Consider the following 21,329-nt stretch of genomic DNA (forward strand, 5'->3'; position numbering starts at 1 on the left):
AAAGCGGCTGTGACACAAGTAACCTACAGTGATGCCTGTTCAACGTGTGACTCGTGTGGTCGCAACCGCGCTGGCCGTCGTGATCGTCATCGGCACCGGACTCGCATGGACCAACGTGCGCTCCTTCGAGGACGGCATCTTCCACATGTCCTCGCCTTCGCTGGGCCACGGCGCCGACGACGGCGCGATCGACATTCTGCTGGTGGGCCTGGACAGCCGGACCGACGCGCACGGCAATCCGTTGACCGCCGAGGAACTGGCGACACTGCGGGCCGGCGATGAAGAAGCGACCAACACCGACACGATCATCCTGATCCGCATCCCCAACAACGGGAGATCCGCGACGGCGATCTCCATTCCACGCGACTCCTACGTCGCCGCCCCCGGCCTGGGCAAGACCAAGATCAACGGCGTCTACGGTCAAACCAGAGAGATCAAGCGAACCAGCCTGGTGCAGGCGGGCGCCTCGGCCGCCGAAGCCGCGGCTGCCGGCACCGAGGCCGGACGCACCGCCCTGATCAAGACGGTCGCCGACCTCACCGGCGTCACCGTCGACCACTACGCCGAGATCGGCCTTCTCGGCTTCGCGCTGATCGCCGACGCGCTCGGCGGCGTCGACGTGTGCCTCAAAGACGCTGTATACGAACCACTTTCGGGCGCGGACTTCCCCGCGGGACGCCAGAAGCTCAACGGCCCGCAGGCGCTCAGCTTCGTGCGCCAGCGGCACGACCTGCCACGCGGCGACCTGGACCGGGTGGTGCGCCAGCAGGTGGTGATGGCGTCGCTGGCCCACCGGGTCATCTCCGGAAAGACGCTGTCCAGCCCGGCCACCCTCAAGCGCCTGGAACAGGCCGTGCAGCGCTCGGTGGTGATCTCCGCAGGATGGGACCTGTTGGACTTCGTCAAGCAGTTGCAGCAGCTGTCCGGCGGCAATGTGGCGTTCGCCACCATTCCGGTGCTCGACGGCTCCGGCTGGAGCGACGACGGCATGCAAAGTGTGGTGCGGGTGGATCCGCATCAGGTTCAGGACTGGGTGGCCGGCCTGCTGCATGAGCAGTCCGAGGGCAAAACCGACGAGCTGGCCTACACGCCCGCCAAGACCACGGTGAACGTGGCCAACGACACCGACATCAACGGACTGGCGGCCGCGGTGTCGAACGTGCTGTCCGCCAAGGGGTTTGCTTCTGGCGACGTGGGCAATAACGACGCCGCCCACGTCAAGAAGAGCCAGGTGCGCGTCGCCAAGACCGACGACCTGGGCGCACAGGAGGTCGCCAAGCAGCTCGGCGGGTTGCCGGTGGTGGCCGATGCGTCGCTGCCGGCAGGGTCGGTGCGGGTGGTGCTGGCCAACGACTACACCGGTCCGGGCTCCGGACTCGACGGCGCCGGCATGAACGGCCAAGTGGCCCCGGCCCGCGCGTCCAACGCCGGCTCCAACAACGGCTCTGACACCGCTCCCCCGCCGTCGCCGATCCTGACCGCCGGCGCCGACAAACCCGAGTGCATCAACTGAACACGCTCGCCGGGGCGATCCTGGATCCGATGCTGCGCACGGATCCGGTCGGCCCGCGCATCACCTACTACGACGATGCGACCGGCGAGCGCATCGAACTGTCGGCCGTGACCCTGGCCAACTGGGCCGCCAAGACCGCAAACCTGCTGCGCGACGAGCTAGGCGCCGGGCCGGCCAGCCGGGTCGCGATCTTGTTGCCGGCGCATTGGCAGACGGCCGCGGTGCTGTTCGGCGTGTGGTGGATCGGTGCCGAGGCGGTGCTGGACGGTGCCGCCGATATCGCCTTGTGCACGGCCGAGAGGTTGGCGGAGGCCGACGCCGCGGTGGGCCTCGGCGGTGAAGTCGCGGTGCTGTCGCTGGACCCGTTCGGCAAGGCGGTGCCCGACCTCCCCATCGGGGTCACCGACTATGCGACGGCGGTGCGGGTGCACGGCGACCAGATGATCCCCGAACGGAATCCCGGCCCGGCGCTGGCTGGCCGGTCTGCCGAACAGATCCTGGCCGACTGCGAATCAGCCGCCACGGCAAAGGGTTTGACGCCGCAGGACCGCGTCCTTTCCAGTGCGTCCTGGGCCACGCCCGAGGAGTTGGTGGACGGCCTATTGGCGGTGCTGGCCGTCGGCGCCTCACTGGTCTACGTGGCCAACCCCGACCCAAACAGCCTGCAACGCAAGACCGATACGGAAAAGGTCACCCGCACCTTCTAGTGCACTTCCAGCGCGCCCCCAATGGGCCTGTGCCACCGAACCGGCAATACATGTTGATATCGCGATATTTCGATGTTAGCGTCGACGGAAAGCAATCAACCACAGAGGAAGGTTTGGGCAATGGCGGTGCAGGTGCTCTTGGCGAAGGCGGCAACAACGGTGATCACCGGATTGGCCGGGGTCACTGCGTACGAGGTGTTGCGCAAGGCCGCAAAGAAGGCACCGTTGCGCGAGACCGCCGTATCGGCCGCAGAGCTGAGCCTGCGCGGCACCCGCAAGGCCGAGGAAGCCGCCGAGTCCGCCCGGCTCAAGATCGCCGACGTGGTGGCCGAAGCCCGCGAGCGCATCGGCGAGGAGGCGCCCACCCCTGCCGTCAGCGAAGTCCACGACCACGACCACTGATCGCTGCTCATGACCCTCGCGATTGTCAAAGAGGTCGCGCCGGCCGATGACCCCACTCTGCTGGTGGTTTCCGATGCGGCCGGGCGCATGCGGGTTCTGGTGGACTGGGTACGCGCCAACTCCCGGCGCGCGGTGGCGGTGGAGGAAGCCGTCGCCAAGCAGAACGGCGTGCGCGCCGTGCACGCCTACCCGCGCACCGGCTCCGTTGTCGTCTGGTATTCACCCAAGCGCTGCGACCGCTCGGAGGTATTGCAGGCCATCAGTTCGGCCGCACATGTTGCGGCCGAACTGATCCCGGCGCGCGCGCCGCATTCGTCGGAGATCCGCAACACCGACGTGCTGCGCATGGTCATCGGCGGCGCGGCGCTGGCCCTACTCGGGGTGCGCCGCTATGTGTTCGCCCGGCCGCCGCTGCTGGGTCCGAGCGGCCGGCTGGTGGCCACCGGCGTCACCATCTTCACCGGCTACCCGTTCCTGCGCGGCGCCCTGCGCTCGGTGGGATCCGGCAAGCTCGGCACCGACGCGCTGGTCTCGGCGGCGACCGTGGCCAGCCTCATCCTGCGCGAGAACGTGGTCGCGCTGACCGTGCTGTGGCTGCTCAACATCGGGGAGTACCTGCAGGATCTGACGCTGCGCCGGACGCGGCGGGCCATCTCGGAGTTGCTGCGCGGCAGCCAGGACACGGCCTGGATCCGCCTGGCCGATGGCACCGAAGTACAGGTCCCGATCGACACCGTGCAGATCGGCGACGAGGTGGTGATCCACGACCACGTCGCCCTCCCGGTCGACGGTGAGGTGGTCGAGGGCGAGGCGGTGGTCAACCAGTCCGCGATCACCGGGGAGAACCTGCCGGTCAGCGTCGCCGTCGGAGCCCACGTCCACGCCGGCTCGGTGGTCGAGCGCGGGCGGCTGGTGGTGCGCGCCAAGGCCGTCGGCAACCAGACCACGATCGGACGCATCATCACCAGAGTCGAAGAGGCGCAACACGATCGGGCACCGATCCAAACCGTCGGCGAGAACTTCTCCCGCCGCTTCGTGCCCACGTCGTTCATCGTCTCGGGCATCACGCTGTTGCTCACCGGCGACGTTCGGCGGGCGATGACCATGCTCCTGATCGCCTGCCCGTGCGCGGTGGGCCTGTCCACACCGACCGCGATCAGCGCCGCGATCGGCAACGGCGCGCGGCGCGGCATCCTGATCAAGGGCGGATCCCACCTCGAACAGGCGGGCCGGGTCGACGCGATCGTGTTCGACAAGACCGGAACGCTGACCGTCGGGCGCCCGATAGTCACCAATATCGTTGCCATGCACAAGGATTGGGAGCCGGAGCAGGTGCTGGCCTACGCCGCCAGCTCGGAGATCCACTCCCGGCACCCGCTGGCCGAAGCGGTGATCCGCTCGACCGAGGAGCGCCACATCAGCATCCCGCCGCACGAGGAATGCGAAGTCCTCGTCGGACTGGGCATGCGCACCTGGGCCGACGGGCGCACCCTGCTGCTGGGCAGCCCGTCGCTGCTGCGCTCGGAGAAGGTCAAGGTCACCAAGAAGGCCCAGGAGTGGGTCGACCGGTTGCGGGCCGAGGCCGAGACTCCGCTGCTGCTGGCCGTGGACGGCACGCTGGTGGGCCTGATCAGCCTGCGCGACGAGGTGCGGCCCGAGGCCGCCGAGGTGCTCACCCAGCTGCGTGCCAGCGGGGTTCGCCGCATCGTCATGCTCACCGGCGACCATCCCGACATCGCCAAGGTCGTCGCCGAGGAACTGGGCATCGACGAATGGCGCGCCGAGGTCATGCCCGAGGACAAGCTCGAAGTGGTGCGCGAGCTACAGGACGACGGGTATGTCGTCGGGATGGTCGGCGACGGCATCAACGACGCGCCCGCACTGGCCGCGGCCGACATCGGCATCGCCATGGGCCTGGCCGGAACCGACGTCGCGGTCGAAACCGCCGATGTGGCGCTGGCCAACGACGACCTGCATCGTCTGCTCGACGTGCGGGACCTGGGGTCGCGCGCGGTGGACGTCATTCGGGAGAACTACGGCATGTCGATTGCGGTCAACGCCGCCGGCTTGTTGATCGGCGCCGGTGGCGCGCTGTCTCCGGTGCTGGCCGCGATCCTGCACAACGCCTCGTCGGTGGCGGTGGTGGCCAACAGTTCCCGGCTGATCCGCTATCGCCTGGATTGAGGTTCAGCGTTCAGCAGCCGCAGTCGAGGCCACGCCAGGCCCGCACGCCCTGCCAGATCGCGAAGCCGGCGATGCCCAGCCCGATTGCCGGGTCAACCCACCAGCCGCCGGACCAGCACGCGGTGACCGCCAGGCCGACCAGCACCGCACCGGCCTGGGCGGCACACAGATAGTTCTGCGTGCCTTCGCCTTTGGTCGCCGCCGAACCCAGCCGCATGGCGAGCCCGTGCTTGACCCGGCCCAGGATCGGCATCAGCACCAGCGCGCCGGCGGTCAGGGCGATGCCGATCACCGAGGTTTCGGCGTGATGCTCGTTGACCAGGTAACGGATCGATTCGGCGGCGATGTAGGGCGCGGTGAGCCAGAACGACACCGCGACGCCGCGCTGGGCGCGCTGCTCGGCATGCTCGGACAGCGTGCGTTCGCCACTGAACCGCCACACCACCATGGCGCTGGCCAGTGCCTCGGCCCCGCCGCCGAGCGCCCAGCCGGTCAACGCCACCGAGCCGACCGCCAGGCCCTGCCAGATGCCGATCACTCCCTCGGAGAGCATGACGGCCAGACTGAGCCAGGCCAGCCGATGCGCCCAGCGCGCATTGCGGTGCCAAACGGCGTCCCGCGCCGGCGGAGCCGGAGCCTCGGTCGCCGAATGGTCACAGCACGCGGTGGCCGCGGTGGCCGTCTCAATCCCGGATTCCATCCCGACGATGTTAAAGGCAAGTCCGCCCGGGTGCCCGTTACGCCAGCTCAGGCGGTGCGGCGGAGAGCCGTCAGGAAGCGGGTACCTGGTGTGGTTAATCTGTCTAAGCAGTAACCGTCGAGGGGATCGCAATGGGGCGCACCGACAACGACACCTGGGACATCGCGTCCAGCGTGGGCGCCACTGCCACCATGGTTGCCGCCGGACGCGCCCGCGCCAACCGAGCTGCCCTGATCGACGACCCGTTCGCCGAGCCGTTGGTCCGCGCGGTCGGCATCGACTTCTTCATCCGGTGGGCCAGCGGTGAACTGGATTCCGCCGACGTCGACATCGCCGATGCGCCCTGGGGCATGCAGCGCATGACCGATCAGCAGGCCGCCCGCACCCGCTTCATCGACGCGTTCTTCGCCCAGTGCCAACAAGGGGCCCGGCAAGACGGCATCCGCCAAGTGGTGCTGCTGGCCGCGGGTCTGGATGCGCGTGGATACCGGCTGCCGTGGGCGGCCGGGACGACGGTCTTCGAGATCGACGTACCTAAAGTCGTCGAATTCAAGACCGCCACGCTGGCCGGTCTCGGTGCTGCCCCCATGGCCGACGTCCGCGGCGTGCCGGTCGATCTGCGTCACGACTGGCCCGCCGCGCTGCGCCAGGCCGGGTTCGACACCGGCCGACCCACCGCCTGGGCCGCCGAGGGACTTTTCGGCTACCTGCCGCCGCAAGCGCAGGACCGGCTGCTGGACAGCATCACCGAGCTCAGTGCCGACGGCAGCCAGTTGATCGCCGAGGTCTTTTTCAGCGCACCGGCCAGCCGGGAGCTCTTCGACGCCATCTACCAACGCTGGTATGACCACGGACTCGACATCAGCATTCAAGAGCTGGGTTTCCCCGGTGCACGCAACGACGTGGCCACCTACCTGGCCGACCGGGGCTGGCGGGTGCAGCGCACCCCGATAAATAAACTGTTGGTGGACAACGGATTTCGCCCGCATGCCGCCGTCGGCGCCAGCGCCGAGGAAGCCCTCTTCGCCGAGAACTACTTCTGCACAGCAGGTACAGGAAAGGCCGACCCACATGCCGAACGACAACGCCGCCAAGCCACTTGACGGGTTTCGGGTACTCGACTTCACCCAGAATGTGGCCGGGCCGCTGGCCGGACAGATCCTGGCCGACCTCGGCGCCGAAGTCATCAAGATCGAAGCGCCCGGCGGCGAAGCGGCGCGCCAGATCACCTCGGTGCTGCCCGGACGGCCGCCGCTGGCCACCTACTTCCTGCCCAACAACCGGGGCAAGAAATCGGTCGCGGTGGATCTGACCACCGATGCGGCCAAACAGCAGATCCTGCGGCTGGCCGACACCGCCGACGTGGTGCTGGAGGGATTTCGGCCCGGCGTGATGGAGCGCATGGGCCTGGGCCCCGGCGAGCTGCGCGCCCGCAACCCGAAGCTGATCTATGCCCGCCTGTCGGCCTACGGCGGCAACGGCCCGCACGGCAGCCGGCCGGGCGTGGACCTGATGGTGGCTGCCGAGGCCGGCATGACCACCGGGATGCCCACGCCGGACGGCAAACCGCAGATCATTCCGTTCCAGCTGGTCGACAACGCCAGCGGCCACGTGCTGGCCCAGGCGGTGCTGGCCGCGCTGCTCAACCGCGAGCGCCACGGGGTGGCCGACATCGTCCGGGTCGCCATGTACGACGTCGCGGTCAGCCTGCAGGCCAACCAGCTGACCATGCACCTCAACCGGCCGAGCGCCGACCAGCCCAAGCCGGTCGGTCCGCCAAAACCCAAGGGGCGCAAGAGCGTTGGCTTCGCCACTCAACCGTCAGACGCGTTCCGGGCCGCCGACGGCTACCTGGTCATCAGCGCCTATGTGCCCAAACACTGGGCGAAGCTCTGTGAGATCATCGGCCGCCCCGACCTGCTGAAAGACGAGCGATTCAGCGACCAGCGGGCCCGGGCGCTGAATTACCCGGAGTTGACCGAAGAACTGGAGTCGGCCCTGGCGGCCAAGACCGCGGCCGAATGGGTTGAGCTGCTGCACGAAGGCGGTCTGATGGCCTGCCTGGCCTACACCTGGAAGCAGGTGGTGGCGACCCCGCTGTTCGCCGAGAACGACCTCGCGCTTGAGGTGGGCAGCGGCGATGATGCGATCACGGTGATTCGTACCCCGGCGCGTTACTCCAGCTTCAGCGCTGCGGTCACCGACCCCCCGCCGGCGGCCGGCCAGCACAATGACGCGTTTCTGGTCGAATCCTGAATTTCTCGCCTTAACCGCATGGTTATTCTTTGAATTGGCCATGAATTGCCGCTGGGTTCGCCGGATGGCCGAATCCAGCACGGAGGATTTCCTCATATGACTTTTGCGGCCAACATGCATTGGCGGCTCAAAAATGAGGCCTATCTCCCTTCCGACGCTCGGTGGACACTTGATTGACACGCAAGCCGATCTCCGCAGAAGAGCATCCGACCCGGCTCCGAGGAGTCCAAAGATGAGCACCGCTGTCACGAACCTGCGGCATGACTTTCCCGCGTCGCTCGTGGTCTTCCTTGTCGCACTGCCCCTTTCGCTGGGCATCGCGATCGCCTCGGGGGCACCGCTGATCGCCGGACTGATCGCCGCGGTGGTCGGTGGCATCGTCGCGGGGACGCTCGGTGGGTCATCGGTCCAGGTCAGCGGTCCTGCGGCTGGCCTAACCGTGGTCGTCGCCGGGCTGATCGACCAGCTGGGCTGGCAGATGCTGTGCCTGATGACCATCGCGGCGGGCGCGCTGCAGATCCTGTTCGGCGTCAGCCGGATGGCTCGTGCCGCACTTGCTATCGCTCCGGTCGTGGTGCACGCCATGCTTGCCGGCATCGGCATCACGATCGCGCTGCAGCAGATTCACGTGCTGGTCGGCGGTACGTCGCGCAGCTCGGCGTGGCAGAACATCGTGGCGTTGCCCAACGGCATCCTGCATCACGAACTACATGAAGTGATCGTCGGCGGAACGGTGATCGTCATCCTGTTGCTGTGGTCGAAGCTGCCGCCCAAGGTGCGCATGATTCCCGGCGCCCTGGTGGCCATCGTGGCGGCCACCGCGCTGGCCAAGTTCGTCGGACTCGACGTGGAGCGCATCAACCTGTCCGGCAACTTCTTCGACGCCATCACCCTGCCCCACATCGCCGACAAGACTCCTGGAGGCCAGCCGTGGAGTCAGGAGATCAGCGCGATCGTCATCGGGGTTCTCACCATCGCGCTGATCGCCAGTGTCGAGTCGCTGCTGTGCGCGGTTGGTGTCGACAAACTGCACAACGGTCCGCGCACCAACTTCAACCGGGAGATGATCGGACAGGGCAGCGCCAACATGTTGTCCGGCTTCCTTGGCGGCCTGCCGATCACCGGCGTCATCGTGCGCAGCTCGGCCAACGTGGCCGCCGGCGCACGCACCCGGATGTCGGCGATCCTGCACGGCGTCTGGGTGTTGCTGTTCGCGTCGCTATTCACCAACCTGGTCGAACTCATCCCCAAGGCCGCCCTGGCCGGCCTGCTCATCGTCATCGGTGTCCAGCTCATCAAGCTGGCCCACATCAAACTCGCCTGGCGCACCGGCAATTTCGTGATCTACGCCGTCACCATCGTGTGCGTGGTGTTCCTGAATCTGCTGGAGGGCGTGGCGATAGGTCTTGCCATCGCGATCGCGTTCCTGTTGATCCGGGTGGTGCGCGCACCCATCGAGGCCAAGCCGGTGGGCGCAGAGGCCAAGCAGTGGCGGGTCGACATCGACGGCACCCTGAGCTTCTTGCTGCTGCCCCGGCTGACCAACGTGCTTTCCACGCTGCCGAAGGGCTCGGATGTCACGGTGAACCTGAACGCGGACTACATCGACCACTCCGTTTCCGAGGCGATCTCCGATTGGAAGACCAGCCACGAGGCCACCGGCGCAACGGTGACCATCAACGAGACGTCACCGGCCAATCTGGTCAGCGCGCACAGCAGCCCGCCGAAGCGTCACTTCACGTCCCGGTCGCTGCGGGAGGCGCCCTGGCCGTCCCGGCGCGACAACAACGGCGACGAGGCCGACGGCTCAATCCTGCACGGGGTCAAGGAATACCACCGCAACGGTGCGCTGCATCATCATGTGCCCGAGCTGATCGATCCGACAAACCCCGACACAGTGTTCCTCACCTGTGCCGACTCCCGGATCCTGCCGGACGTCATCACCGCCAGCCGGCCCGGTGACCTCTACATCGTCCGCAACGTGGGCAACCTGGTCCCGATCGATCCCGGCGAACGCTCAGTGGACGCCGCACTCGACTTCGCGGTCAACCAGCTCGGCGTCACTTCCGTTGTGGTGTGCGGACATTCGTCGTGCCGCGCGATGAAGGCGCTGCTGGACAACACGGCAAGGCTGGGTCCCATGAGCCGGTGGCTCGAACACGCCGGCGAGAGCCTGACCGCATACCTGGATCACCATCCGGCGCTGGAAAGCGCCAACGGCTTCAACGAAGTGGACCGGCTGGCGATCGTGAACGTGGCCGTCCAAGTGGAAAGGCTTGCCCGGCATGACATTCTGGCGCCCGCGGTGGCGTCCGGTGCGGTACAGGTGGTCGGCATGTTCTTCGATTTCGCGACCGTGCACGTGCACGAGGTGAATCAGGACGGGCTGGTTGGCAGCCGGACGACCTGAAGGAAGAACTCGTCGATCTGGCGCACCGCATTCATGAACTGGTCCAGGTCGACCGGTTTGGTGACGTAGGCGTTGGCGTGCAGCTTGTAGCTGCGCAGAATGTCCTCCTCGGCCGAGGAGGTAGTCAACACCACCACCGGGATGCGGCTGAGGTCGGGATCCGACTTGATCTTCTGAAGTAGCTGCCGGCCATCGTATTTCGGCAGGTTCAAGTCGAGCAGGATCAGGTCCGGACGCGGTGCGTGCTCATAGGAACCGCGCTTGTACAGGTAATTCAGCCCCTCCTCCCCGTCCCGCGCGACATGCAGCCTGTTGTTGAGCTTGTTGTGCTCGAACGCTTCTCGCGTGATGAGCTCGTCTCCCGGGTCGTCTTCGACGAGCAGGATGTCAATTGCGCGACCGGGCGCTGTCATGTCTGGGCTCCTCCTCCGGTAAAGCAGTGGGAAGCGTGAATTCGAACCGGGTCCCATCGGTGTAGGACGTGTCGATCCAGATGTGGCCGCCGTGGTTCTCAACGATCTTCTTGCACAAGGCCAGACCCAGGCCGGTGCCGCTGTAGGTCTCCCGCCCGTGCAGGCGCTGGAAGATGATGAAGACCTTGTCGACGAACTCGTGTCCGATGCCGATGCCGTTGTCGGACACACTGATCAACCAGAGCCCGTCGCGATCGGCGTTGCCGCGCTGACAGTCGATGACGATGCGGGGCGGGCGATCTTTGTGCCGGAACTTCACGGCATTGCCAATCAGGTTCTGCCACAGCATCGTCAGCAAGGTCGGGTCCCCCATCACCTGCGGGAGCCGCTGACCGTGCACCACCTGCGCACCCGATTCCTCGATGGCGGCATCGAGGTTGGCCACCGCGGTATCCAGCGCTGTGTCGAGGTTGACCTCGGTGTACTTGGCGCCCAGACGCCCTACCCTGGAGAAGCTGAGCAGGTCGTTGATCAGCACCTGCATGCGCTTGGCTCCGTCGACCGCGAAACCGATGTACTCCAGACCCCGCTCGTCGAGTTGGTCGCCGTACCGCTTCTCCAGCAGCTGGCAGAAGGAGGCGACCTTGCGCAGCGGCTCCTGCAGATCGTGAGATGCCACATACGCGAACTGCTCGAGTTCGGCGTTGGACCGCCGCAATTCGATTGCCTGCTCGTCCAACAGTTCTCGGGCCTCGCGCGAGGTTTCCAGCTCTTGCACGATCCGCTGCCGCATGTTCTCCACGTCGACGGCCATGGCCCGGATGTCCTTGGGCCTGCGGGGCGGCGTGATTCGTTCGCCGAAATTGCCTTCGGTGATGCGCTGGCAGGCCCCGGCCAGCGCAGCCAGCGGCTTGGTGACCGCGCGCCGAACCAACAGACCCAACAGCGCCGCGGTCACGATGAACACCAGCACCATCGAGCCCAGCACCCGGTCGCGCCAGTCATCCATGCGTTCCAGGTCGTGGGCGGCACGGTCTCGCGCCGCATCCAGCCGCGCGTTCTGCTCCTCGAAAAGCCTACGCAAATGGTCGAATTGGGCTTTGCCGCGTGCCACCAGCTCGCCGCCCACCACCGTGGGTGAATCCGGGATCACGCTTGCGATGACGGGCTCGGCGAAGCTGGTCCGCCAGGCGGCGGCGACCGTTTCGATCTCGTCCAGATCGGCGAGCAGGTCGGGCCGGTGACTCAGTCGCTGCCGCATTTCGGCGGCCGCCGCCTGCTCGGCACGTTGCCCGTCGTAGTACGGGGTGAGGAACTGCGGATCGGCGGCGATCAGGTAACCCCTGACCCCGGTCTCCTGGTCGCGCAGCGCGGACTGTAATCGACTGGCCAACACCCGCGAGGGCTGGAGGTCATCGCGCAGCCCGCGCGACAGCTCATCGGTGCGATTGAGCAACACCGCACCCGCGAACGCGCCGGCGAGCACGACCACGCCCATCACCGACAGCACCAGGGCTTGCCATCCCCGTACGGTGAGCTCGACCCCCCGCAGCGTGCGGAAAAATGCGCTCACCCCGCGGTCCGCTCGACACGCAGCACGGCGATGTCATCGGTGAGCCCGCCGCGCGCCTGCGCGAGCCGTTGGGCTCCGTCGATGAGGGCGTCGACGAATTCCGGGCCGGGCAAGGCCACGTGCGTGCGGGCCAGCGCGAGCAGCCCGTCCTCACCCAGGCGCTCGTTTGCCCGCCCCGAATATCCCTCGAAGAGTCCGTCGGTGAGCAGCAGCAGCCCATGCCCGGCCGGCAACTCCAACTCGGTGTGCGGCCAGTCGTCGGCATGCAGGCCCAGCGCCGGACCGGCCGGCGGTTCGAGCCACTCCACGCTGTCCGGGCCGTGCACCAGCATCCCCGGATGGCCGGCGCGCACAGCCGTCATTCGTGGGCTGTCGGCATGGATCGCCAGGCTGATCACCGTCGCGAAGATTCCGGTACCGCTGCGTTCGGCGCGCAGGATCCGCTCCAGCTGCCGCATCAGCTCGTTACCCCGCACACCGGCCAATGTCAGTGCGCGCCAAGCGATTCGCAGGGCAGCGCCCAGGGCCGCCTCGTTGGGCCCGTGCCCGGCGACGTCGCCGATCAGCACATGCACGACTTGATCGGCCGCCTGGACGACGTCATAGAAATCCCCGCACAGCAACGCGTCTTCGCGACTGGGCCGGTATCGGGCCACGATGTCGACACCTGGGTTGTCGAGCAGCAGCGGCGACGGCAGCAGTCCGCGTTCCAGCAGCGCGTTCTCCCGGGCGCGGATCTGGCTGGCGTGCAGGTCGGCGGCGATGAGTTCGGCGCGTTTGCGTTCGATCGCATACAGCAGCGCGCGCCGCAGCATCTCGGGCTCGACGCGACCCTTGACCAGATAGTCCTGGGCGCCGGCCGCGACCGCCGAAGCACCGAAGTATTCGTCGTTCAGTCCGGTCAGCACCACTATCGGGACGGTGGGGTCGTAGCTGGCGATACGGTCCAGCGCGTCGAACCCGTTGGCGTCGGGCAGGTGCAGATCAAGCAGCACACAGTCGGGGCGGGCGGCGGCCAGCTCGCGCTCGGCGTGCGCCATCGACTGCGCCCAGACCACCTTCGTGTCGGCGGCGGCGTCGGCGACCAAGTCCTCGACCAGCACCGCATCGGCCCGATCGTCCTCGACCAACAGCAACGACAACGACTGCCACGTCGCCGTCGGCCCGAGCATGGTCACGTCCCCTTGCCAAAAGGGGCCGCAAAAGGGGGCGCACCCAGGCCTATATGCCTCACCTCACACCCCCTGGGCAGCAGGCTTTAACCCCACGCGTTGCTGTTTCCACCCCGAACTGGCTGCCGACCGCGTGGCCTTCGTCCTAAAGCCTGATGTGGATCGTATGCGGTGGGGCTGATCTTTTCGGACAGTTGAGGAAACTGCTTACAGCCAGTAAACGTCAGCGTAGCAACGCCCGCGACATCACCACGCGCTGGATCTGATTGGTGCCCTCGTAGATCTGGGTGATCTTGGCGTCGCGCATCATCCGCTCGACCGGGAAGTCGACGGTGTAGCCGGCACCGCCGAACAGCTGGACGGCGTCGGTGGTGACTTCCATGGCCACGTCGGAGGCCAAACACTTCGACGCAGCGGAGATGAAGCCGAGGTTTCCTTCCCCGCGCTCGGCGCGGGCGGCGGCGGAGTAGACCATCAACCTGGCGGACTCCACCTTCATCGCCATGTCGGCGATCATGAACTGCACCGCCTGGAAACTGCTGATCGACTGCGCGAACTGCTTGCGGTCCTTGGTGTAGGCGATCGCGGCGTCCAGCGCGCCCTGGGCGATGCCGACGGCCTGAGCACCGATGGTGGGACGGGTGTGGTCGAGCGTGGCCAGCGCCGTCTTGAAGCCGGTGCCCGGTTCCCCGATGATCCGGTCGCCGGGGATCCGGCAGTTCTCGAAATACAACTCGGTAGTGGGCGACCCCTTGATGCCCAGCTTGCGTTCCTTGGGTCCGACGACGAAGCCCTCGTCGTCCTTGTGCACCATGAACGCCGAGATGCCGTTGGCGCCCTTGTCGGGGTCGGTTACGGCCATCACGGTGTACCAGGATGACTTGCCGCCGTTGGTGATCCAGCATTTGGCGCCGTTGAGAATCCACTCGTCGCCCTCGGCCTTCGCGCGGGTACGCATGGACGCCGCGTCCGAGCCCGCCTCACGCTCGCTCAGCGCATAGGAAGCCATCGCGGTGCCGTCGGCGACCTGCGGCAGCACCTGCTTCTTCAGGTCGTCGGAGCCACGCAGGATCAGGCCCATGGTGCCGAGCTTGTTCACCGCGGGGATCAACGAGGCCGAGGCATCGACGCGGGCGACCTCTTCGATGACGATGCAGGCCGCAACCGAGTCCGCGCCCTGGCCGCCGTACTCCTCAGGCACGTGCACCGCGTTGAAGCCCGACGCGTTCAGCGCGTCCAGCGCCTCTTGCGGGAACCGGGAGTTCTCGTCGACATCGGCGGCGTGCGGGGCGATCTCCTTTTCCGCCAGCGCCCGGATCGCGGCCCGCAACTCCTGGTGCTCCTCGGGCAATTGGAACAGATCGAACGACGGATTTCCGGCCCATCCAGCCATCTCTCGGCCTCCTAGTTTCCTTGCTACTCGCCGGTAACTTTACCGTGCAGCTGCTGTAACGCCGCATCCTTGGCCGCCACTGTCTCGGCCAGCTGATCTTGGAACGCCACCATCCGGGCCCGCAGTTCCGGGTCCGACGATCCCAGCATCCGCACCGCCAGCAGGCCGGCATTGCGGGCGCCGCCGATCGACACCGTGGCCACCGGGACGCCGGCCGGCATCTGCACGATCGACAGCAGCGAATCCAGGCCGTCGAGACGCGCCAGCGGCACGGGCACCCCGATCACCGGCAGCGGCGTCGCCGAGGCGACCATTCCGGGCAGGTGCGCGGCACCGCCGGCACCGGCGATGATCACCTCGATGCCGCGCTCGGCGGCGTTGCGGGCGTAATCGAACATGACGGCGGGGGTGCGATGCGCCGAGACGACCCGGACCTCATGCGGGATGTCGAACTCGGCCAGCGCCGTGGCCGCGTCGGCCATCACCGACCAGTCACTGTCGCTGCCCATGATCACCCCGACCCTGGCGGGTTTACCCATGCACTTCCCATCCGTCCGACCATTGCCCACATGACAACCAGTGCGCCGCCAACTCGGCGCGTTCCCGCAGCTTAGTCAGGTCGTCGCCGACGAAGTTGATGTGTCCGACCTTGCGGCCCGGGCGCTCGGCCTTGGCGTACAGGTGCACCCGGGCATCGGGCATCCGCGCGAAAAGGTGGTGCAGCCGCTCGTCGACGGACATCGCCGGCTGCTCGGCGGCGCCCAGCACGTTGGCCATCACCGTTACCGGCGCGATGGCGTCGGTGTCGCCGAGCGGATAGTCCAGCACCGCGCGTAAGTGCTGCTCGAACTGGCTGGTCCGCGACCCGTCCATGGTCCAGTGCCCGGAGTTGTGCGGTCGCATCGCGAGTTCGTTCACCAGCAGCGCGCCGTCCGGAGTCTCGAACAGCTCAACCGCGAGCACCCCGACCACGCCGAGTTCGGCCGCCAACCGCAACGCCAACCGCTGGGCAGCCGCCGCCTTGTCCGCAGAAAGCTCCGGAGCCGGTGCGATCACCTGCACGCAGATGCCGTCGCGCTGCACCGTCTCCACCACCGGCCACGCCGCACCCTGGCCGAACGGCGAGCGCGCCACCAACGCCGAAAGCTCGCGACGCAGCGGCACCCGCTCCTCGACCAGCACGGGCACCCCGCCCGCCAGATAGTCCCCGACGACCTCGCGAGCGTGGGCCAAGTCACTTGCCATTCGCACGCCGCGGCCGTCGTAACCGCCGCGCGCGGCCTTGACCACCAAAGCCGCATCGATACGTGCTGCGAAATCGTCCAGCTCGTCGAGGCTCTCTATGGCGGCGTAACGCGGCACCGGGGCACCGAGGGCCTCCAGCCGGCGCCGCATGACGAGCTTGTCCTGGGCGTGAATCAGCGCCTGCGGCGGCGGGAGCACGTTGACGCCCTCGGCGACCAGCTTCTCGAGCAGCTCGGCCGGAACGTGCTCGTGGTCGAAGGTCAGCGCGGCGGCCCCGGCGGCAACCCTGCGCAGGTCGTCCAGATCGGTGTGCGAGCCGATCACCACATTCGGGGTTACCAGCGCGGCCGGCTCGTCGGCGGCATTAGCCAACACGCGCAGGTTCTGGCCCAGCGCGATCGCGGCCTGATGGGTCATCCTGGCAAGTTGACCGCCGCCGACCATGGCGACCAGAGGGGTGCGTGAACTCGGCACGGCCATCATGTTGTCATGGCGCCTGACCGGCGTGTTTACCGGCTATTGCACTGAATCGTTATGTACGATTTTGCGTCCATTTCGCCGAGATACGTACACTGACGTGTTGTGTCCTTTGCCGATGCCACAATTGCGCGTCTTCCCGGGGTCGTTCAGCCCTTTGCCGAGCGGCATCATGAACTGATCAAATTTGCCATCGTCGGCGGCACCACATTCATCATCGACTCCGCGATTTTCTACACGCTGAAGCTCACCATTCTCGAACCCAAACCGGTGACCGCGAAAGTGATCGCGGGAATCGTCGCAGTCATCGCGTCCTACGTGCTGAACCGGGAGTGGAGCTTCCGCGACCGCGGCGGCCGCGAACGCCACCACGAGGCGCTGCTGTTCTTCGCGTTCAGCGGCGTGGGAGTGCTGCTGAGCATGGCCCCGCTGTGGTTCTCCAGCTACATCCTGCAGCTGCGGGTGCCGAATGTGTCGCTGACCGTGGAGAACCTCGCCGACTTCCTTTCGGCGTACATCATCGGCAACCTGCTGCAGATGGCGTTCCGCTTCTGGGCTTTCCGGCGTTGGGTGTTCCCCGACCAGTTCGCGCGCAACCCCGACAAGGCGCTGGAATCGGCGCTGACGGCCGGCGGCATCGCCGAGGTCTTCGAGGACGAGCTGGAAGGCGGCAATGTCACATTGCTGCAGGCATGGCGCAATCGGGCGGCCGGCCGGAATCAGCTGGGCGACTCTTCAGAGCCCAGCGTGTCGAAAACTTCGTGATACAGCAGCGCGTGCACTTCACGCAGGCGCGGAATGTTGTAGAACTCCAGCGGATCCTGTGACGCCGACTCGATAATCAGCGTCCCGGTGCGAAATATCCGTTCGAAGATCTTGTCCCGGAACTCCACGCTGTTGATCCGCGCCAGCGGAATGTCGATGCCGCTGCGGGTCAGCACGCCGTGGCGATACATCACCCGCCGGTTGGTGACGACGAAGTGGGTGGTCAGCCAAGTCAGAAACGGCCACAGGGTCAGCCAGCCGATGATCACCAACCAGATTCCCCAAATGACCCCGTAGATGATGTTCTTGGCCAGCTGCTGCCAATGCGTGGAGTCGACGAACCCAGACCCCAATGCGGCCAGCCCGGTCACCAGGATCAGCACCAAAACGGGCAGGATCAGACGCTTCCAATGCGGATGGCGATGAATAACGACCTGCTCGCCGGCGGCCAGGGCATTGTCGGGATAGCTCATGCTGGCGACCTTAGCTCCGCAGATGCACCACGTCACCGGCGGAAATCACGACGCTTTTGACGCTGCTGCCTTCCCCGGTGTCCAGACACAGGCGGCCCTGCTCGTCGATGTCCCGCGCGATCCCGATCACCACCTGGCCGCCGGGTAACTCGGCGCGCACCCGCGAGCCCAGGGTCAGGCTGCGGACCCGGTAGTCGGTGGCCAGCTGCGGGTCGGCCCGGCGCCACTGGGTGATGCGCTCTGCCAGCTCGCGCAGCAAGCGGCGGATCAGCAGGTCGCGGTCGGGAGCCGGCACGCCTTCGTCGAGCAGCGATGTAGCACCGGGTGCGCCGGCCTCCTCGGACGTCTGCGTGACGTTGAGCCCCAGCCCGACGACCGCAAACGGCTGCCCCACCTCGGCCAGGATGCCCGCCAGCTTGCCGCCCCCGGCCAGCACATCGTTGGGCCACTTCAAGCCCGCCTCAACCGTGCTGAGCATGGCCACCGAGTCGACTACCGCCAGGCCCGCGGCCAGCGACAGCCAGCCCCAGCTGGCGACCGGGACGTCATCCACCCGCACCCCGATCGACATGGTGATCTGCGCCCGCGGTGAGGCCGCCCAGCCCCGGCCATGCCGGCCGCGCCCGGCCGTCTGGTGCTCGGCGATGAGCACCGCCCCGTCGATGTCGCCGCCGGCGGCGGCGCGTGCCAGTAGGTCGGCGTTGGTGGAGCCGGTCTCCTCGACGACATCGAGCTGCCGCCAGTACCCGCCGTCGATCGCGGCGGCGCGCAATGCGGCCTCATCGAGCGGCAGCCTGAGCTGATCGCGGTCGGTCACCGGGTCAGCTTAGAGCGACCCTCGCCGAGCAGTACCCCTTACGCTCGCCCTTGAGCCTTAACGAGATGTCGGGTCGGCATGTGGCGATTGCGCACGCCGGCAACCACTTCATCGATGACGGCGAACTGGCGTCCATCCGCGCGGACACTTAAGGGCTGGTTAAGGACAGCTGTAGGGCCTGCCGATAACATCGACTCCCATGACACGCGCTGACGACGATGCAGAGCAAAAGAGCGATGTGGGGGCACCTCCCGATTGCGGGGGAGAGGAGCAGCGCATATGACGAGCGTTACCGACCACACGGCAGAGCCCGCCGCAGAGCACACCATCGATATCCACACCACCGCGGGCAAGCTGGCCGAGCTGCACAAGCGCCGGGAAGAATCGCTGCATCCAGTCGGTGAGGCGGCCGTCGACAAGGTCCACGCCAAGGGCAAGCTGACCGCCCGCGAGCGCATCTACGCGCTGCTGGACGAGGACTCGTTCGTCGAGCTGGACGCGCTGGCCAAGCACCGCAGCACCAACTTCGGGCTGGAGAACAACCGGCCGGTCGGCGATGGCGTGGTCACCGGCTACGGCACCATCGACGGCCGCGACGTCTGCATCTTCAGCCAGGACGCCACGGTGTTCGGCGGCAGCCTCGGCGAGGTGTACGGCGAGAAGATCGTCAAGGTCCAGGACCTGGCCGTCAAGACCGGCCGCCCGCTGATCGGCATCAACGACGGCGCCGGTGCGCGCATCCAGGAGGGTGTCGTCTCGCTGGGCCTCTACAGCCGGATCTTCCGCAACAACATCCTGGCCTCCGGCGTCATCCCGCAGATCTCGCTGATCATGGGGGCCGCCGCCGGTGGGCACGTCTACTCCCCCGCGCTGACCGACTTCGTGGTCATGGTCGACCAGACCAGCCAGATGTTCATCACCGGACCCGACGTCATCAAGACCGTCACCGGCGAGGACGTCACCATGGAGGAACTGGGCGGCGCCCACACCCACATGGCCAAGTCGGGGACAGCGCACTACGTCGCTTCCGGCGAGCAGGACGCCTTCGACTACGTGCGCGACCTACTGAGCTATCTGCCGCCGAACAACGCCACCGATCCACCGCGATACCAGGCCACCGAACCCGTCGGGCCCATCGAGGAGAACCTCACCGACGAAGACCTCGAGCTGGACACCCTGATCCCGGACTCGCCGAACCAGCCCTACGACATGCACGAGGTGATCACCCGCATCCTCGACGAGGACGAATTCCTGGAAATCCAAGCGGGTTACGCGCAGAACGTGGTGGTCGGGTTCGGCCGCATCGAGGGCCGGCCGGTGGGCATCGTGGCAAACCAGCCGACGCACTTCGCCGGCTGCCTGGACATCGACGCCTCGGAGAAGGCGGCCCGGTTCGTGCGGACCTGCGACTGCTTCAACATCCCGATCGTCATGCTGGTGGACGTTCCGGGGTTCCTGCCCGGCACCGGCCAGGAATACAACGGCATCATTCGGCGCGGGGCCAAGCTGCTCTACGCCTACGGCGAAGCCACCGTCCCCAAGATCACCGTGATCACCCGCAAGGCCTACGGCGGCGCGTACTGCGTCATGGGCTCCAAGGACATGGGCTGCGACGTCAACCTGGCCTGGCCGACCGCCCAGATCGCGGTGATGGGCGCCTCCGGCGCGGTCGGCTTCGTATACCGCCAGCAGCTGAAGGAAGCCGCCGAAGCCGGGGAAGACGTGGACGCGCTTCGCTTACAGCTTCAGCAGGAGTACGAGGACACTCTGGTCAACCCGTATATCGCCGCCGAACGTGGGTATGTCGACGCGGTGATCCCGCCGTCCTACACGCGGGGCTACATCGGCACCGCGCTGCGCTTGCTGGAACGCAAGATCGCTCAGGTGCCGCCGAAGAAGCATGGGAACATCCCCTTATGAGTGAGAGCGAGCCGCAGCACCCGCACGAGCCGCAGCACTCGCACGAGCCGCACATCCAAATCCTCAAAGGCCGGCCCACCGACCAGGAGGTGGCCGCGCTGGTCGCGGTGCTGGGCAGCGTCGGCGGCCCGCCACCGCCGCCTCCGCCCGAGCCCGCCCGCTGGGGACTGCCGGTCGACAAATTGCGCTACCCCGTCTTCAGCTGGCAGCGCATCACCCTGCAGGAAATGACCCACATGCGCCGATGACCCGGCTGGTGCTGGGATCCGCCTCCCCCGGTCGGCTCAAAGCGCTTCGCCAGGCCGGCATCGACCCGCTGGTTGTGGTTTCCGGCGTCGACGAGGACGTCGTCAGCGCCGGTGCGGGCGCGGATGCGGGGCCCGACGCAGTGGTGAGCGTGCTGGCTCAGGCCAAGGCCGCTCAGGTGACGGCCACACTGTCCGCCCCGGACAGTCTGGTCGCCGCGGATTGCGTTGTCATCGGCTGTGATTCGATGCTGTACCTCGACGGCCGGCTATGCGGTAAGCCCGAGACGATCGACGGGGCGCGCGAACAATGGCGGGCGATGGCCGGCCGCGCCGGTCAGCTCTACACCGGGCATTGCGTTATCCGGTTGCTGGACAACCGAATCGTCAATCGCGAAGTCCAAACAGCAATCACCACAGTGCATTTCGGCACACCATCGGCCGCCGACCTGGAGGCATACCTGGCCCACGGCGAACCGCTGCACGTCGCGGGCGGATTCACCCTCGACGGCTTGGGCGGCTGGTTCATCGACAAGATCGATGGCGACCCGTCCAATGTGATCGGACTGAGCCTGCCGCTGGTCCGGTCGTTGCTGCAGCGGATGGGACTGTCGCTGGCCGCGCTGTGGGCGGCCAACCCCGTCGGACAACCGACTTAATCTGA

At 67.0% G+C, this 21,329-nt stretch carries 19 protein-coding genes and 1 pseudogene; 11 read left to right on the forward strand and 9 right to left on the reverse strand.

What is annotated here, in order from left to right:
* Nucleotides 1–28: 28 nt before the first annotated feature.
* The 4 genes from BST12_RS01170 to ctpC all read left to right on the forward strand — a co-directional run bounded on the left by BST12_RS01170 (nt 29) and on the right by ctpC (nt 4,806).
* The gene (locus BST12_RS01170) at nt 29–1,513 is read left to right on the forward strand and encodes an LCP family protein (protein WP_372510939.1); all 1,485 of its coding nucleotides are present in this window, start codon (nt 29–31) and stop codon (nt 1,511–1,513) included.
* On the forward strand, nt 1,501–2,220 hold the full coding sequence (locus BST12_RS01175; RefSeq protein WP_211281182.1) for a TIGR03089 family protein: 720 nt from the start codon (nt 1,501–1,503) through the stop codon (nt 2,218–2,220). The genes BST12_RS01170 and BST12_RS01175 overlap by 13 nt, the downstream gene beginning before the upstream one ends.
* 120 nt (nt 2,221–2,340) lie before the next feature.
* Nucleotides 2,341–2,622 (forward strand): DUF1490 family protein, encoded by a 282-nt coding sequence (locus BST12_RS01180; protein ID WP_083111144.1) that lies wholly within the window; start codon nt 2,341–2,343, stop codon nt 2,620–2,622.
* A gap of 9 nt (nt 2,623–2,631) precedes the next feature.
* The gene (ctpC, locus tag BST12_RS01185) at nt 2,632–4,806 is read left to right on the forward strand and encodes a manganese-exporting P-type ATPase CtpC (RefSeq protein WP_083111145.1); all 2,175 of its coding nucleotides are present in this window, start codon (nt 2,632–2,634) and stop codon (nt 4,804–4,806) included.
* 10 nt (nt 4,807–4,816) lie between these two features.
* On the opposite strand, the gene BST12_RS01190 is transcribed toward ctpC, so the two are convergent.
* The gene (locus tag BST12_RS01190) at nt 4,817–5,506 is read right to left on the reverse strand and encodes a cation efflux transmembrane domain-containing protein (protein ID WP_083111146.1); all 690 of its coding nucleotides are present in this window, start codon (nt 5,504–5,506) and stop codon (nt 4,817–4,819) included.
* Between the two features lie 131 nt (nt 5,507–5,637).
* Here BST12_RS01190 and BST12_RS01195 point away from each other — a divergent pair, with 131 nt between their 5' ends.
* The 3 genes from BST12_RS01195 to BST12_RS01205 all read left to right on the forward strand — a co-directional run bounded on the left by BST12_RS01195 (nt 5,638) and on the right by BST12_RS01205 (nt 10,172).
* Entirely contained in the window at nt 5,638–6,609 is a 972-nt protein-coding gene (locus BST12_RS01195) for a class I SAM-dependent methyltransferase (protein WP_083111147.1), read from the forward strand.
* On the forward strand, nt 6,578–7,762 hold the full coding sequence (locus tag BST12_RS01200; protein ID WP_083111148.1) for a CoA transferase: 1,185 nt from the start codon (nt 6,578–6,580) through the stop codon (nt 7,760–7,762). The genes BST12_RS01195 and BST12_RS01200 overlap by 32 nt, the downstream gene beginning before the upstream one ends.
* Before the next feature lie 232 nt (nt 7,763–7,994).
* Nucleotides 7,995–10,172 carry a SulP family inorganic anion transporter gene (locus tag BST12_RS01205; protein WP_083111149.1) on the forward strand — a complete coding sequence of 726 codons (2,178 nt, stop codon included), beginning with the start codon at nt 7,995–7,997 and terminating at the stop codon, nt 10,170–10,172.
* On the opposite strand, the gene BST12_RS01210 is transcribed toward BST12_RS01205, so the two are convergent.
* From BST12_RS01210 to BST12_RS01235, 6 genes are all read right to left on the reverse strand, one after another.
* A complete protein-coding gene (locus BST12_RS01210; protein WP_083111150.1) occupies nt 10,139–10,585 on the reverse strand; it encodes a response regulator in 447 nt (148 codons plus the stop codon). The genes BST12_RS01205 and BST12_RS01210 overlap by 34 nt on opposite strands.
* Complete coding sequence (locus tag BST12_RS01215) at nt 10,560–12,083, reverse strand: sensor histidine kinase (protein WP_083111234.1); 1,524 nt, start codon at nt 12,081–12,083, stop codon at nt 10,560–10,562. The genes BST12_RS01210 and BST12_RS01215 overlap by 26 nt, the downstream gene beginning before the upstream one ends.
* Nucleotides 12,084–12,154: 71 nt before the next feature.
* Nucleotides 12,155–13,330 carry a PP2C family protein-serine/threonine phosphatase gene (locus BST12_RS01220; RefSeq protein ID WP_083111151.1) on the reverse strand — a complete coding sequence of 392 codons (1,176 nt, stop codon included), beginning with the start codon at nt 13,328–13,330 and terminating at the stop codon, nt 12,155–12,157.
* Between the two features lie 223 nt (nt 13,331–13,553).
* Entirely contained in the window at nt 13,554–14,723 is a 1,170-nt protein-coding gene (locus BST12_RS01225) for an acyl-CoA dehydrogenase (RefSeq protein ID WP_083111152.1), read from the reverse strand.
* Between the two features lie 23 nt (nt 14,724–14,746).
* The gene (gene purE, locus BST12_RS01230) at nt 14,747–15,262 is read right to left on the reverse strand and encodes a 5-(carboxyamino)imidazole ribonucleotide mutase (protein WP_083111153.1); all 516 of its coding nucleotides are present in this window, start codon (nt 15,260–15,262) and stop codon (nt 14,747–14,749) included.
* Complete coding sequence (locus BST12_RS01235) at nt 15,255–16,451, reverse strand: 5-(carboxyamino)imidazole ribonucleotide synthase (protein ID WP_083111154.1); 1,197 nt, start codon at nt 16,449–16,451, stop codon at nt 15,255–15,257. Before BST12_RS01235 ends, purE begins: the two co-directional genes overlap by 8 nt.
* Before the next feature lie 99 nt (nt 16,452–16,550).
* Between BST12_RS01235 and BST12_RS01240 the strand changes: the two genes are divergently transcribed.
* Nucleotides 16,551–17,210 (forward strand): GtrA family protein, encoded by a 660-nt coding sequence (locus BST12_RS01240; protein ID WP_083111155.1) that lies wholly within the window; start codon nt 16,551–16,553, stop codon nt 17,208–17,210.
* Here the strand turns inward: BST12_RS01240 and BST12_RS01245 are convergent.
* Both BST12_RS01245 and BST12_RS01250 read right to left on the reverse strand, forming a co-directional pair.
* Nucleotides 17,165–17,683 carry a PH domain-containing protein gene (locus BST12_RS01245; RefSeq protein WP_083111156.1) on the reverse strand — a complete coding sequence of 173 codons (519 nt, stop codon included), beginning with the start codon at nt 17,681–17,683 and terminating at the stop codon, nt 17,165–17,167. The genes BST12_RS01240 and BST12_RS01245 overlap by 46 nt on opposite strands.
* 10 nt (nt 17,684–17,693) lie before the next feature.
* On the reverse strand, nt 17,694–18,500 hold the full coding sequence (locus tag BST12_RS01250) for a biotin--[acetyl-CoA-carboxylase] ligase (RefSeq protein WP_083111157.1): 807 nt from the start codon (nt 18,498–18,500) through the stop codon (nt 17,694–17,696).
* A 279-nt stretch (nt 18,501–18,779) separates the two neighbouring features.
* Between BST12_RS01250 and BST12_RS01255 the strand changes: the two genes are divergently transcribed.
* From BST12_RS01255 to BST12_RS01265, 3 genes and pseudogenes are all read left to right on the forward strand, one after another.
* A complete protein-coding gene (locus BST12_RS01255) occupies nt 18,780–20,420 on the forward strand; it encodes an acyl-CoA carboxylase subunit beta (protein ID WP_083111158.1) in 1,641 nt (546 codons plus the stop codon).
* A gap of 26 nt (nt 20,421–20,446) precedes the next feature.
* Nucleotides 20,447–20,668 (forward strand): annotated as a pseudogene (locus BST12_RS01260) (acyl-CoA carboxylase subunit epsilon); the annotation flags it as partial.
* Nucleotides 20,665–21,324 (forward strand): Maf family protein, encoded by a 660-nt coding sequence (locus BST12_RS01265; protein ID WP_083111160.1) that lies wholly within the window; start codon nt 20,665–20,667, stop codon nt 21,322–21,324. The pseudogene BST12_RS01260 and the gene BST12_RS01265, both read left to right, overlap by 4 nt.
* The last annotated feature ends 5 nt before the right edge of the window (nt 21,325–21,329 follow it).

This window comes from Mycobacterium angelicum (assembly GCF_002086155.1).
GTDB classification, from domain to species: Bacteria; Actinomycetota; Actinomycetes; order Mycobacteriales; family Mycobacteriaceae; genus Mycobacterium; species Mycobacterium angelicum.

Bases quoted from the DNA above. Each gene is read 5' to 3' on its own strand.
- BST12_RS01215 (WP_083111234.1), bottom strand. From the start codon at position 12,083: ATGGGCGTGGTCGTGCTCGCCGGCGCGTTCGCGGGTGCGGTGTTGCTC.
- BST12_RS01205 (WP_083111149.1), top strand. From the start codon at position 7,995: ATGAGCACCGCTGTCACGAACCTGCGGCATGACTTTCCCGCGTCGCTC.
- BST12_RS01255 (WP_083111158.1), top strand. From the start codon at position 18,780: ATGACGAGCGTTACCGACCACACGGCAGAGCCCGCCGCAGAGCACACC.
- BST12_RS01180 (WP_083111144.1), top strand. From the start codon at position 2,341: ATGGCGGTGCAGGTGCTCTTGGCGAAGGCGGCAACAACGGTGATCACC.
- BST12_RS01245 (WP_083111156.1), bottom strand. From the start codon at position 17,683: ATGAGCTATCCCGACAATGCCCTGGCCGCCGGCGAGCAGGTCGTTATT.
- BST12_RS01210 (WP_083111150.1), bottom strand. From the start codon at position 10,585: ATGACAGCGCCCGGTCGCGCAATTGACATCCTGCTCGTCGAAGACGAC.
- BST12_RS01190 (WP_083111146.1), bottom strand. From the start codon at position 5,506: ATGGAATCCGGGATTGAGACGGCCACCGCGGCCACCGCGTGCTGTGAC.
- BST12_RS01220 (WP_083111151.1), bottom strand. From the start codon at position 13,330: ATGCTCGGGCCGACGGCGACGTGGCAGTCGTTGTCGTTGCTGTTGGTC.
- BST12_RS01200 (WP_083111148.1), top strand. From the start codon at position 6,578: ATGCCGAACGACAACGCCGCCAAGCCACTTGACGGGTTTCGGGTACTC.
- BST12_RS01265 (WP_083111160.1), top strand. From the start codon at position 20,665: ATGACCCGGCTGGTGCTGGGATCCGCCTCCCCCGGTCGGCTCAAAGCG.
- BST12_RS01225 (WP_083111152.1), bottom strand. From the start codon at position 14,723: ATGGCTGGATGGGCCGGAAATCCGTCGTTCGATCTGTTCCAATTGCCC.
- BST12_RS01235 (WP_083111154.1), bottom strand. From the start codon at position 16,451: ATGATGGCCGTGCCGAGTTCACGCACCCCTCTGGTCGCCATGGTCGGC.
- purE (WP_083111153.1), bottom strand. From the start codon at position 15,262: ATGGGTAAACCCGCCAGGGTCGGGGTGATCATGGGCAGCGACAGTGAC.
- ctpC (WP_083111145.1), top strand. From the start codon at position 2,632: ATGACCCTCGCGATTGTCAAAGAGGTCGCGCCGGCCGATGACCCCACT.
- BST12_RS01195 (WP_083111147.1), top strand. From the start codon at position 5,638: ATGGGGCGCACCGACAACGACACCTGGGACATCGCGTCCAGCGTGGGC.